Below are 13,893 nucleotides of genomic sequence, written 5' to 3'. Positions count from 1 at the left end.
GACAAGGTGATTATTATGGCAAAATCAAGTAACTTTTTAAAAGCGGTATTAGGTATTGGTGCAGCAACTGCAGCAGTAATTTTATCAAGAAAAGACAGCAGAGACCGTCTTAAACAAGAATATGATAAATACAAAGAAAATCCAGAAACATATAAAGAAAATGCTAAAGATTTAGCAAACCAAGTTGCATCTAAAGCAACTGAAACTTTTAACGAAGTAAAACAAGATCCTAAAGGTTATGCTGAAAAAGTAAAACAAGACCCTAAAGGTTTCTTACAAGAACAAAAAGAACGTTTCTCAAATTCAGAAGATGCAGCATCACCAACATTAGATGATGTTAAACAATCTGATGAAGCACAAAACAATATCAGAATTGTGACTGAAGAAGATTTAAAACAAAATGAAAATAAAGGTTCAAACGATACAAAATAATAACTTTCGAACTTTCAATGCCTTAGTTAACAGCTAAGGTATTTTTTTGTACAAAAAATTTTTCCTTAAGTGACTGTGGTGACAACGTTTCAAGATTTAGTCAGAAAATTAAGGGGGTTCCTACTGTTGTTTAAGAAACAGTTAGGGTAAAATATAGAGTGAACTAAAAATTGAGAAGGAAGTTGATCACGAATGTGGAAAGAAAAAGTGCAAGAATATCAAGATCAAATTATTGCTGATTTAAACGGCTTACTTTCAATTGAGAGTGTCAGAGATGACAGCAAAGCTACACCTGATGCACCGCTAGGTCCAGGTCCAAGAGCTGCGCTTGATTATATGTATCAAATTGCAGAACGTGACGGATTTAATGTCCACGATGTCGATCATGTTGCAGGCAGAATTGAAGCAGGACAAGGTGAAGACTTATTCGGCATTTTATGTCATGTCGATGTTGTACCTGCAGGGGAAGGCTGGGATACACCGCCGTTTGAACCGACTGTAACTGAAGATGCGATAATTGCACGTGGAACATTAGATGACAAAGGTCCTACAATCGCAGCATATTATGCGGTTAAAATCTTAAACGAGATGAATGTGGACTGGAAAAAACGTGTGCATATTATTATCGGTACAGATGAAGAGTCTGATTGGACTTGTGTTGACCGTTACTTTAAAACTGAAGAAATGCCAGAATTAGGATTCGCACCTGATGCAGAATTCCCGGCAATTCATGGTGAAAAAGGTATCACAACATTCGATATTGAATTACAAGGTGAAGCTAAAGGTATTGAAGATTCAAATGCAGACGTAACACTTACAGCATTTGAATCTGGTCAACGTTATAACATGGTACCAGATGAAGCTGTGGCACATCTTAAAGTTAAATCAAGCAATTCAGAAGTGACAGAACGTTACCAACAATATTTAGAAGCGCATGAATTAGTAGGTAATAGTGAACTAGAAGGCGACAGTCTCGTTTTACGTTTAAAAGGTAAAGCGGTACATGGTATGGATCCATCTATTGGATTAAATGCTGGTTTATTCCTACTTCACTTCCTACGTGGACTAGAATTAGATGCACAAGCAGCTAAATTTGTTGATTTAAGTGAACGTTATTTATTTGAATCACACTTCGGCGAAAAAATGGGTATGAAATTCCATACTGATAAAATGGGAGACTTAACAACAAACATCGGTATTATTTCATATACATTAGCTGAAGGCGGCAAATTCGGTGTAAACTTACGTTACCCAGAGGGATTTGAATTTGATGAAGCTATTGAAGGCTTTAAACATGAAGTGAATGATTTAGGATTTGAACTTAAACTAGGCAAAGTGCAACGTCCGCACTATGTCGACAAAGAAGATCCTTTTGTTCAATCATTAGTTCAAGCTTATCGTAATCAAACAGGTGATATGACTGAGCCTTACACAATTGGTGGAGGTACTTATGCACGTAATCTAGATAAAGGCGTAGCATTCGGAGCAATGTTCAGCGACTCAGAGGACTTAATGCATCAAAGAAACGAATATATTACGAAAAAACAACTATTCAATGCTACTAGCATTTATTTAGAAGCGCTATACGCATTATGTGTGGAGGAATGAGTATGACAAACAAGGTATTTTTGAACGGCCAATTTGTAGAAGAACAGGATGCAAATGTACCATACAATGACAGAGGATATAACTTCGGTGATGGTATCTATGAATATATCCGCATTTATGATAAAAAGCTCTTTACTGTAAAAGAACATTTTGAAAGATTCTTACGCAGTGCGTCTGAGTTAAATATTGATTTAGACGAAACTGTAGAATCATTAACTGAAAAAGTACAAGCGCTTGCGGAAGAAAACCAAATTGAAAATGGCGGGATATATATCCAAGTGACACGTGGTGCTGCACCTCGCGATCATGCATTCCCTGGTCCAGAAGTTAAAACTCAAATGATGGCATTTTCAAGAAGCTATGGCAGACCTGTTGAAAAACTCGAAAATGGTATCAATGCAGTGACTGTCGAAGATATCCGTTGGTTGAGATGTGATATTAAAAGTTTAAATCTGCTAGGTAATGTCTTAGCAAAAGAATACGCTGTGAAATATAATGCAGATGAAGCGATTCAACATCGTGGAGAAACAGTTACTGAAGGTGCTTCAAGTAACGTGTATGCGATAAAAGACGGCGTGATTTATACACATCCAACAGATGACTTTATTTTAAATGGAATTACAAGACGTGTGATTAAAGCTGTGGCTGAAGAACAAGAGATTCCATTTAAAGAAGAAACATTTACTGTAGACTTCTTAAAACAAGCAGATGAGATCATTGTATCTAGTACATCTGTAGAAGTAATGCCTGTGGTTAAATTGGATGGAGAAGCGGTCGGCAACGGTGAAGTCGGACCGATTACGCGCCAATTACAAAAAGGCTTCGAACAAAAAATTGAAGAAAGTCATTAATTGCGAGATTTTCTCCAACTTACCTTGAATATGTGTTATAATTTTATTTTGTCGCTGCTGAAAATTTAATAGTTTTCAATAGCATGTTAGAAAGTAAAATGTGTCTTTTTGTTTCTCATTTTTGGTTGAAAACCAAGGTCAAAAATTATAAAATTAACAATGAGTGCTAAGGACGTAAAAGTATTATACTTTTGTTAAAGAAATATAAAATATGGCTCTTGAAATACACTTCTAGAGCCATTTTCTAATTGAAAGCGAGGTGAACGTGTTGGAGCAGTTCTATCAGTTAGGATGGACTTTAGATTCTGCTGGGGGTGCATCCGGTGAGGCATATATGGCCGAACAAGATGGTCAAAAGCTATTTTTGAAAAGAAACTCAAATCCATTTATAGCTGCATTATCAGCTGAAGGTATTGTCCCCAAATTAGTTTGGACAAAACGAATAGAAACAGGGGAAGTTGTCACAGCGCAACATTGGAAAAATGGCAGAGAATTGACTTTCGAAGAAATGACTCAGACAAGAGTGGCTAAGTTATTGAAAAAAATCCATAGCTCAAAAACATTGCTGACAATGTTGAAGCGTATGGAAATGGAGCCAATCACGCCAGATATTCTTTACAATAAAATCAATACCTCGCTTTCCAGACAGGTTCTGACTCATCATGTAGTTAGAAAAGCCTTGACGTATCTTGAAGAGCATAAACCTCATTTGGACCCTCGCTTTTATACAGTCGTTCATGGAGATGTAAATCATAATAATTGGTTACTTTCTGATCGTGATGAATTATATTTAGTCGACTGGGAAGGTGCAATGTTAGCAGATCCTGCCATCGATATCGGAATGCTGCTTTACAATTACGTTCCTCAAAATGAATGGTCAGAATGGCTTGAGAAATATGGTTGCAAGGAATCATTAGATTTAAGTAAAAGAATGAAGTGGTATACCGTTATTCAAGCGATTGGTCTTGTAGAGTGGTCTGAAGAACAAAAACGTTATAAAGATATGAATATATGGCTGAAATTTTTAAATGAAGTGATGAACAGCAACGTATTTATTTGAGGAGAATAAGCAAATGAGATTAAGAAATAAACCTTGGGCAGAGGATTATTTGCGTAAACATAATACTGTTGTAGATATGGATGGAACGCATGCTGGTGAGATGTCATCATGGTTCGATAAATCACAACCGATTTATATTGAAGTAGGTTCTGGAATGGGACAATTTATCACAGAACTTGCTGCACAACATCCAGAAGTTAACTTTGTCTCTTTAGAAAGAGACAAAAACGTGATGATTCGTGTGTTAGATAAAGTGTTGGAAAAAGATTTGCAGAATATCAAATTGATTTGTAATGATGCAATGGAATTAACCGATTACTTTAAACCAGGCGAAATTGATCGTGTTTATTTAAACTTTTCTGATCCATGGCCCAAAAAGCGACATGCGAAAAGAAGATTAACTTACCATACGTTCCTTGAATTATATAAAACGATTTTGAAAGCAGAGGGAGAAATCCATTTCAAAACAGATAATCGAGGTTTATTCGCATATAGTTTAGAAAGTATGTCTCAATTCGGTATGTATTTTACTAAAATAAATTTAAACCTTCATGATGAAGATGATGAAGATAATATTGAAACTGAATACGAAAGAAAGTTTGCGGACAAAGGTTCACGTATTTACCGTATGGAAGCAAAGTTTCATCATTAATCACTGCATTCAATCGAATGCAGTTTTTTTACGTTGTTAAAGTTTGAAAATATGTATATATCAACCTATACTTAGATTATATATTAGAACGTTAGGGTGAGACTTTTGAAGCTAGGAAAATTTGAAATTCATGGTTTGAACGGTGGAATGACACATATGGATGGCGGTACAATGTTTGGTCCTGTGCCCAAACCTTTATGGGATAGAAAGATTCCCGCAAATGATAAAAACCAAGTACCGATGAGTGTATCACCGATTTTAGTTCAAACAGGAACACACAATATCCTGATTGATACCGGTTTAGGTAAGGGTAAACTTACAGATAAGCAAAAGCGTAATTTCGGTGTTGATAACGAGGGATTGATTGAAGAAGGTTTACAACAATTCGGCTTAACTCCAGATGATATAGATATTGTTCTTATGACACATATGCATTATGATCATGCATCTGGCATTTCTGATTTAGAGGGACATGCGACTTTTTCTAATGCAGTTCATTACATTCAACAAGATGAATGGCATGAATTTTTAGCACCTAATCTACGCAGTCAGGCTACGTATTGGCCAAAGCTGAATTTAGGAGATTATCAAAACCGTTTGATTTTATTTGAGGATGACATCGAGGTTTTACCTGGTATTCATATGTATCATACAGGCGGCCATAGCTATGGCCATAGTATTGTTACCATTGAAAGTGAAGGAGAAAAAGCGGTACATATGGCAGATATTTTCCCTTCGCACGCACATATGAATCCGCTATGGGTCACATCTTATGATGACTATCCGATGCAATCAATCAGAGAGAAGGAAAGATGGATGCCTTGGCTGATTATGCAAGGTTATTGGTTCTTGTTTTATCATGATGCGACATATTTTGCACTGCAATTTGATAAAGAAGATCATTCAATTAAAGCTGAAATCAAGAGAAATCAGTAAATCAAACGAATAAAAGGCACAAAAAAAACAATGCTTCCGTTAAATGGAAACATTGTTAGAATTAAGTATGCATACCAATATCATTAAACTTCTTTTATGTTAATGATTTTACCATTTGTCGCATCGGCGATAAATTCATAATTGCTGACTTTACCGTGGTTTTTAGTCGTAACACCACCGCGATATATCTCATAATGAATACCGTCTTGTTCGAATGGTTGAGGTTCTGAGACAATGTATGACCCTGTCACGTTCATAAAGTAGCTTTTCACTTCTTCGATTAGCTTTTGAGGGTTATACTTTTTAGTGCCTAAAAATGTGAGGTAAGCTAGTAAACTACTCAATAAAACTGTAATTGGTAATACTATCAATAACAAAATTTTTCTTCGAGACATCTCAATTTATACCTCCACTTACGTTATAAGAACATTCTACCATAACATGAGGAAGATAATGAATTATTAAGGAGTGATGAACAATGGAAATTGCGAAAAATGAAACATTAAAACATATTAAAGCTTTAACAGAATTTCATGGTGCACCAGGTTTTGAACAAGATTTAAAAACGTACATAAAGAAAGAAATGGAGCCCTACGCTGATGACTTTATTTACAATCGTATGGGCGGCTTTTACGCAGTGAAAAAATCTAAAAAAGAGAATGCTAAAAAAGTAATGGTGGCAGCCCATATGGATGAAGTAGGATTCATGGTGACGGACATTACATCTAACGGGATGTTGCATTTTACGAATTTAGGCGGAGTTGCTGCTGATATTTGGCAAGGCCAACGTTTAAAAGTTAAAACAAGAGAACAAGCAATCATTACAGGTGTAGTTGCTAGTATCCCTAAACATTTCAGAACAGGCAATGAAGGCCAACCGCAAATTAAAGATTTGATGTTAGATATTGGAAGTGATTCTGCAGATGAAGTCAGAGCACGCGGTGTAGAAATAGGAGATTCTATTGTTCCAGATACTGAGTTAATCCAATTATCTGAACATCGCTATGCGGGTAAAGCATGGGATAATCGTTATGGTTGTTTATTGGCGATTGAAATTTTAAAATTATTTAAAGACAAAGAATTAGATGTTGATTTATATGTAGGTGCAAATGTTCAAGAAGAAGTCGGTTTAAGAGGGGCACGTGCAGCTGCAGAACAGATTAATCCAGATATCGCATTTGTGGTCGATTGTTCTCCGGCTAATGATATGAAAGGTGTACAGCAACTTTCAGGTAAGCTCGGTGGCGGAACATTAATTCGTATTAAAGATGGAACAATGATACTTAAACCAGCCTTTAGAGATTATTTATTAGATCAAGCTAATCAACATGATATTAATACGCAATACTATATCTCACCAGGCGGTACTGATGGGGGAGAGATTCATAAAGCCAATATTGGTATCCCAACAGCTGTTATAGGTGTTTGTGCACGTTATATTCATAGTTCAGATTCAGTCTTTGATATTAGAGATTATTATTCAGCAAGAGCGTTGTTAGAAGCGTCTATTTTAGGTTTAGATGACGAAGTCATTGCGCATTTACAATACTCATAAAAATAGAAGAAAGAAGTGGATATAAATGAAACAATTAGAATCAGTAGAAGCATTTGAACAACTTAAAGAAGGTAAAACAGTATTTATGTTTACAGCAGATTGGTGTGTTGATTGTCGTTTTATCGCACCAAGACTGCCGGAATTAGAAGAAAAGCATCCTGACTATACATTTGTATCAGTAGATCGCGACCAATTCATTGATTTAGCTGCAGACTTAGGCATAATGGGAATTCCAAGCTTCTTAGTTTACGAGAAAGGCGAGCAAGTCGGAAGTTATGTCAGCAAAGACAGAAAAACGATTGAACAAATCAGCGAATTTATTTCGAATATTTAAATAAAAATACCCTTAGGAAATTCACATTTTTTCTGTTCCTAAGGGTATTTTTACGGTAAACTATAAAAAGGTATGTAATTAGGAGTGTTAATATGAATGTCTTTCAAATGAGAGATAAACTAAAAGAACGTTTAAATCATTTAGATGTTAACTTTACATTTAATAGAGAAGAAGATACCTTGCGCATTGCACGTAAAGATAATGGTAAAGGTGTAACAATTAGATTAACACCCATCGTCGCAAAATATAATGATCAACAAGAAAAAATTGTTGATGAAATTGTTTACTATGTCAATGAAACAATTCGTCAAATGAGTGATGATGCATTACAAGAAATGGAGAACATCAAAGTAATGCCTGTTATGCGTGCAGCAAGTTTTGATAAAGAGACTAAAGAAGGTCATCCGTTTGTGATTGATAAACATACGGCAGAAACGAATATCTATTATGCATTAGATTTAGGAAAATCATATCGATTAATTGATGAATCTATGCTTAAACAATTAAATATCACTGCACAACAAATAAAAGAGATGGCATTATTCAATATTAGAAAATTAGATAATCCATATAAAACAGATGAAGTAAAAGGCAATCTGTTCTATTTTATTAATACCAATGACGGATATGATGCAAGCAGAATTTTAAATACACCTTTCTTAAACACATTCGAAGAAAAGTGTGAAGGTGAAATGCTTGTAGCTGTACCGCATCAAGATGTCTTGATTGTAGCTGACATCAGAAATAAAACAGGCTATGATGTGATGGCCCATTTAACAATGGAATTCTTTACCAAAGGACTTGTTCCAATTACATCACTATCATTTGGATACGACAGCGGACACTTAGAACCAATCTTTATCTTAGCCAAGAATAATAAAGAGAAAAAAGACAAGAGTCCGAACGTAGTTCAAGAATTAAGTGCAGTTAAAAATCAAAATAAAAATGATAAGAAATAAGGTGAATAGAGAATGAATTTATTTTACAACTTAAACGGTGTCGGAGATGTAGCTTTCTTACAAGTAGAACCTGCTGAAGGAGAATTCAATTATACAACACATGGTGACGTAGTGAGAATTACGTTAGATGATAAAGCTGTAGGATACAATATCTTCAATGCATCTAAACATTTACCAATCGAAGGTAATGGATATATTAAATTGACACCAGAATTGGTAGACAGCTTACAAAAGGTGCTAAATGAATCTGGTATTGAAGACCAATTAGATTCTGACTTATCACCAAAATTTGTAGTGGGTTACGTTAAAACGAAAGAGAAACATCCTAATGCGGATAAATTAAGCATTCTACAAGTGGATGTGGGCAGTGAAACACTACAAATTGTGTGTGGTGCACCAAATGTTGAAGCGGATCAAAAAGTAGTTGTCGCTAAAGTAGGTGCGGTAATGCCGAGCGGTATGGTAATTAAAGATGCTGAATTACGCGGTGTGCCTTCAAGTGGTATGGTTTGCTCAATGAAAGAATTAAACTTACCGAATGCGCCACAAGAAAAAGGCATTATGGTATTATCAGATGATTACCAAACAGGACAACCATTTTTCGAAGAATAAAATGATTGGAAGGAAGTGACATTATGAACTGGTTTGACAAATTGTTTAGTGATGATGATGACGAAGAAGTTTATCAAAGAAAATATAGTCAACGCAGACAAAAATTAGAAGAAAAAGAACGTCGTCGTCATGCATTACTACCAGAAAATAATGATATTTACGAACGTCCAAAAGGTAATTTCAGATTTCCACTTCATGTGAATGATTCTGATCAACAAGCAGAATCAGATTCAGAATCCAATCATTCTGAACCAACCTATGAGTCAGAAGAATTTGTTGAAACACCTTCGTACCAAAAATCAGAACGCCGTCATAGAAGAAGACGTACTTTCTATGACGATGATGCACCATCATTTCGTTCTTCACGTCATACACGTAAGCAGTCAGAACCAAAAGAGCGTACTACTGACCAACCTAACAAAAAAGAAAACCATAATAGACGTGTTCAAAATTATTCAACACGTTATGATACGAAAGATATTTATTATAAAAGCGGTGAATTTAAAGCTGAAGAAGTCCCTTCAGCAATTTTCGGTACGAAGAAGCGTCATCCTTTAGAAAATGGTGTCATTCAACGTTCAAATAAAAGTACTGAAGAACCGAAACAAAAACAAGAAAAAATACCTACAGATCCATTAAATGGTATGCGTAAGCAAACTTCAAATACGCAAGAAATTGAAAAAGGTGAATCAGAAGAAGTTCAGACTAATCCTGAACAAACGACGAATAAATCATCAGAACATCAAGTAAAACAAACACCTAATTATTCTAAAGCAGATAATACAATTAATATTAATAATATTTATGCTTCGCAAATTGTAGAAGAAATTCGACGCGAACGCGAACGAAAAGTATTGCAACGCAAAAAATTCAAAGAAGCACTTCAACAAAAACGTGAACAAGAAGATGTCAGCTCTATTCAAAAAGCGATTGATGAAATGTATGCTGAACAAGCAAAACAATACGTTGAAGATCCAGTTTTCCAAGAAAATGGCTTTGAAAAAGAAAAAGAAGCCAAAACTTCTGATCAAGAAGCAGAAGAAACAACAGAAACAAATTATGAGCAATTACATTCCGACACTTCAGAAGAAACAAGTCACCCACAGGATGATTTTGATTATGAAGAAGTAGACTTAAATAAAGTTCAAAATGTTCAACAAATTGATGAGCAAGACGTAAAAGTGGTTGAAGATGTTTCAGACGAAGCACATCAAATTGAATCAGATGAACAACATACTGAACCAGTAGAAGAACCACAAACGACAGAACCATTACCAGAAGTTTCAGAAGCACAATATACTGAAGTAGCAGATGAAGAGACACCTGTTGAAAGTGAACATGAAGAACAACCACAAGTGTCTGAAGAGATTGAACATACAGAAGAAGTTCAGGAATCAGAAGAAGAATTAGAATCTGAACCCACACAAGCTACAGAAGATGTTCAAAATCCATCTGAAACACAAAAAGAAGCGTCTGAAGGTATTTATGAACCTGTATTAACACCAGAACATAAAGAAACAGAACCTGAAGCAGCACAACAGGATGAGGCACATGAAGACAAGGTAGAACAAGAGAAAGAAGCAGAAAAATCAAGTCTTGAACCTCAGTTGAAACCAGACCAGCCAAAATCAGTTGAAGAAGCACATGCAGTTAAACAAGAAGAATCACATATAGATGAAGTTGATGAGACACTTGGAACAATTGAAGAGGCAGAAGAGACAGTTTCAACATCTGAACAACATGATGAAGTTTCAGAAGATAACAAAGCTGAATCAGAAGAAAGTAAATCTGAACAACCGAAAGTGTCTCGTCCAATTCGAAAAGGGGCTAAGCCTTTCAATGTGATGATGACACCTTCTGATAAGCGTCGTATGATGGATGCGAAGAAACGTCAAGCAGCTCAAGCGACTAACAATACGGAGGATGAAACATCAGTTTCTGAAACAAATTACGTGGCACAGCCTGAAAGATCAACTCAAACGCAAAGTGAACCGTCATCAATAAATCATGAAACAAAAGCTTCAGATGAACCCACTGTTGAACAAGGTCATATTACAACGCGTGTACAAACGGGAAAACCAACACAGAGTCAAACACAAGAACTAACGCAACAGCCTGTGAACGTAAATAAAGGACCTGTTCAAGCACATCATGAAGGAATTCGTAAGGGCCCTAACTTGAAGTTGCCGAGTCTAGATTTATTAGATGAGCCAGAAGTGCATGAAGTTGACCAGGAATGGATAGATGAGAAAAAAGAAGAACTCAATGATGCATTTTATTACTTCAATGTACCAGCTGAGGTTAAAAATGTTACTGAAGGACCAAGTGTGACACGCTTTGAATTATCGGTTGAAAAAGGTGTGAAAGTTTCAAGAATTACAGCATTGCACGATGACTTGAAAATGGCTTTAGCCGCAAAAGACATTCGAATTGAAGCACCGATTCCAGGAACAAGTTTAGTGGGGATAGAAGTACCGAATGTATCACCCACTAAAGTGAACCTAAAATCGATTATTGAAAGTTCGCAGTTTAAAAATGCGGAATCTAAATTAACAGTCGCGATGGGTAATCGCATTAATAATGAACCGCTATTAATGGATATTGCGAAGACACCACACGCACTGATTGCAGGGGCAACAGGTTCAGGTAAATCAGTTTGTATCAACAGTATTTTACTTTCACTCTTATATAAAAATCACCCTGAAGAGTTGAAACTCTTGCTAATTGATCCGAAAATGGTTGAATTAGCGCCATATAATGGTTTGCCACATCTTGTATCACCAGTAATTACAGATGTTAAAGCGGCTACACAAAGTTTAAAATGGGCTGTTGATGAAATGGAAAGACGTTATAAATTGTTTGCACAATATCATGTACGTAATATTACAGCATTCAATAAAAAGGCTTCGTATGAGCAACGTTTACCTAAAATCGTTATAGTGATTGATGAACTTGCGGACTTAATGATGATGGCACCGCAAGACGTTGAACAATCAATTGCTAGAATTGCACAAAAAGCACGTGCATGCGGAATCCATATGCTAGTTGCGACACAACGCCCATCAGTTAATGTTATTACAGGATTAATCAAAGCGAATATTCCAACTCGTATCGCATTTATGGTATCATCTAGTGTGGATTCAAGAACTATATTAGATAGTGGCGGTGCTGAACGCTTACTTGGATACGGTGATATGTTGTATCTTGGTAATGGTATGAATAAACCAATTCGTGTTCAAGGCAGCTTTGTGTCTGATGAAGAAATCGATGAAGTCGTAGACTTTATTAAGGCACAACGAGAACCGGAATATTTATTTGAAGAGAAGGAATTGTTGAAACAAACAAAAGAACAGCCAAAAGATGAGTTGTTTGATGATGTATGCAGATTCATGGTGTCAGAAGGCCACATTTCAACATCTTCAATACAACGTCATTTCCAAATTGGTTACAATAGAGCTGCACGCATTGTTGACCAACTTGAAGCGTTGGGTTATATTTCAGGTTCGAATGGTTCGAAACCAAGGGAAGTTTATTTAACTGCAGCTGAAATAAATGAGGAATAAGAAAGAAGGAGTTAAGTATGACACACTATCATTTTGTCGGAATTAAAGGCTCTGGTATGAGTTCATTGGCTCAAATCATGCACGATTTAGGTCATGAAGTTCAGGGCTCCGACATCGAACAATATGTGTTTACAGAAGAAGCATTAAGAAATAAAGGGGTTAAAATTTTGCCATTTAACCCAGATAACATTCAAAAAGGCATGGTTGTGATTCAAGGTAATGCTTTTTCAGATACACATGAAGAAATTGTCCGCGCGAAAGAATTAGGATTGGAAATCATTGATTATCCAACATTCTTAGGCCATGTTATTGAGCAGTATACTTCTGTAGCGGTAACAGGCGCACACGGCAAAACATCTACAACAGGCCTTTTATCACATGTAATGAATGGAGATAAAAGAACTTCTTTCTTAATTGGTGATGGTACAGGTTTAGGTATTCCTCAAAGTGAATATTTTGCATTTGAAGCATGTGAATATAGACGTCACTTTTTAAGTTATCATCCTGATTATGCGATTATGACTAATATTGATTTTGATCATCCGGATTACTTTAAAGATATAGATGATGTTACAAGTGCATTCCAAGAAATGGCACATAATGTCAAAAAAGCAATTATCGCATGGGGTAAAGATGACCATTTAAGAAAAATTAAAGCCGATGTTCCTGTGTATTACTATGGATTAGAAAAAAATGAAGATATCTATGCAGACAATCTTCAAATTACAGAACATGGTACATCATTTGATGTATACATTGATGGTAAATTCTTTGAACATTTCTTATCACCGCAATATGGAAATCATAATATTTTAAATACACTTGCGGTTATTATGGTCTGCCATTTAGAAGGTTTAGATGTTGAAAATATTAAAGAAGCATTAGAAACATTCGGCGGTGTAAAACGTAGATTTAATGAAACAAAAGTGCATAATCAAGTAATTGTGGACGATTATGCTCACCATCCGCGCGAAATTAATGCTACAATTGAGACAGCACGTAAAAAATACCCACATAAAGAGGTAATCGCTGTCTTTCAACCGCATACTTATTCTAGAACTAAAGCATTCTTGAATGAGTTTGCCGAAAGCTTGAATAAAGCTGATCGTGTCTTCTTATGTGATATTTTTGGTTCAATTCGTGAACATGAAGGCAGTTTAACCATTCAAGATTTAATTGATCGCATTCCAGGTGCACAATTAATTAGTGAAGAAAATGTAAATGTATTAAAATCATATACAGATGCTGTGATTTTATTTATGGGTGCAGGGGATATTCAAAAAATTGAACGTGCCTATTTAGACAATCATGGCGTAACAAATGAATTTTAA

At 35.7% G+C, this 13,893-nt stretch carries 13 protein-coding genes; 12 read left to right on the top strand and 1 reads right to left on the bottom strand.

From position 1 onward, the window contains the following. Positions 1 to 15 precede the first annotated feature (15 nt). The 6 genes from ACFCT9_RS04225 to ACFCT9_RS04200 all read left to right on the top strand — a co-directional run bounded on the left by ACFCT9_RS04225 (position 16) and on the right by ACFCT9_RS04200 (position 5,539). Positions 16 to 432 carry a YtxH domain-containing protein gene (locus ACFCT9_RS04225; protein WP_412521158.1) on the top strand — a complete coding sequence of 139 codons (417 nt, stop codon included), beginning with the start codon at positions 16 to 18 and terminating at the stop codon, positions 430 to 432. A 192-nt stretch (positions 433 to 624) separates the two neighbouring features. Next, the gene (gene pepV / locus ACFCT9_RS04220) at positions 625 to 2,040 is read left to right on the top strand and encodes a dipeptidase PepV (protein ID WP_412521156.1); all 1,416 of its coding nucleotides are present in this window, start codon (positions 625 to 627) and stop codon (positions 2,038 to 2,040) included. Positions 2,041 to 2,042: 2 nt separating this feature from the next. Further along, positions 2,043 to 2,891: a D-amino-acid transaminase gene (dat, locus tag ACFCT9_RS04215; protein WP_412521154.1), complete on the top strand. Its 849-nt coding sequence runs from the start codon at positions 2,043 to 2,045 to the stop codon at positions 2,889 to 2,891. 268 nt (positions 2,892 to 3,159) lie between these two features. After that, positions 3,160 to 3,951, top strand: a complete 792-nt coding sequence (locus tag ACFCT9_RS04210; RefSeq protein WP_023015987.1) for a phosphotransferase family protein — start codon at positions 3,160 to 3,162, stop codon at positions 3,949 to 3,951. 13 nt (positions 3,952 to 3,964) lie between these two features. After that, entirely contained in the window at positions 3,965 to 4,603 is a 639-nt protein-coding gene (gene trmB / locus ACFCT9_RS04205) for a tRNA (guanosine(46)-N7)-methyltransferase TrmB (protein ID WP_412521151.1), read from the top strand. A 105-nt stretch (positions 4,604 to 4,708) separates the two neighbouring features. After that, positions 4,709 to 5,539 (top strand): MBL fold metallo-hydrolase, encoded by an 831-nt coding sequence (locus ACFCT9_RS04200; RefSeq protein ID WP_412521149.1) that lies wholly within the window; start codon positions 4,709 to 4,711, stop codon positions 5,537 to 5,539. An 83-nt stretch (positions 5,540 to 5,622) separates the two neighbouring features. Here ACFCT9_RS04200 and ACFCT9_RS04195 read toward each other — a convergent pair whose 3' ends face one another. Then, complete coding sequence (locus ACFCT9_RS04195; protein WP_412521147.1) at positions 5,623 to 5,934, bottom strand: hypothetical protein; 312 nt, start codon at positions 5,932 to 5,934, stop codon at positions 5,623 to 5,625. A gap of 83 nt (positions 5,935 to 6,017) precedes the next feature. Between ACFCT9_RS04195 and ACFCT9_RS04190 the strand changes: the two genes are divergently transcribed. The 6 genes from ACFCT9_RS04190 (at position 6,018) to murC (ending at position 13,893) form a co-directional block, all read left to right on the top strand. Further along, positions 6,018 to 7,094 carry a M42 family metallopeptidase gene (locus ACFCT9_RS04190; protein ID WP_412521145.1) on the top strand — a complete coding sequence of 359 codons (1,077 nt, stop codon included), beginning with the start codon at positions 6,018 to 6,020 and terminating at the stop codon, positions 7,092 to 7,094. A 25-nt stretch (positions 7,095 to 7,119) separates the two neighbouring features. Then, a complete protein-coding gene (locus ACFCT9_RS04185) occupies positions 7,120 to 7,428 on the top strand; it encodes a thioredoxin family protein (RefSeq protein WP_412521143.1) in 309 nt (102 codons plus the stop codon). Between the two features lie 92 nt (positions 7,429 to 7,520). Then, positions 7,521 to 8,387: a DUF1444 domain-containing protein gene (locus tag ACFCT9_RS04180; RefSeq protein WP_412521141.1), complete on the top strand. Its 867-nt coding sequence runs from the start codon at positions 7,521 to 7,523 to the stop codon at positions 8,385 to 8,387. 12 nt (positions 8,388 to 8,399) lie between these two features. Beyond that, positions 8,400 to 8,999: a YtpR family tRNA-binding protein gene (gene ytpR, locus ACFCT9_RS04175; RefSeq protein ID WP_412521139.1), complete on the top strand. Its 600-nt coding sequence runs from the start codon at positions 8,400 to 8,402 to the stop codon at positions 8,997 to 8,999. A 23-nt stretch (positions 9,000 to 9,022) separates the two neighbouring features. Further along, complete coding sequence (locus tag ACFCT9_RS04170; protein ID WP_412521137.1) at positions 9,023 to 12,562, top strand: DNA translocase FtsK; 3,540 nt, start codon at positions 9,023 to 9,025, stop codon at positions 12,560 to 12,562. A gap of 17 nt (positions 12,563 to 12,579) precedes the next feature. Next, positions 12,580 to 13,893 (top strand): UDP-N-acetylmuramate--L-alanine ligase, encoded by a 1,314-nt coding sequence (murC, locus tag ACFCT9_RS04165; protein WP_412521135.1) that lies wholly within the window; start codon positions 12,580 to 12,582, stop codon positions 13,891 to 13,893.

Source organism: Staphylococcus simulans, assembly GCF_047037175.1.
Classification (GTDB): Bacteria; Bacillota; Bacilli; order Staphylococcales; family Staphylococcaceae; genus Staphylococcus; species Staphylococcus simulans_C.
The sequence above is the reverse complement of the archived record's forward strand: the minus strand, read 5'-3'. Positions and strand labels throughout refer to the sequence as shown.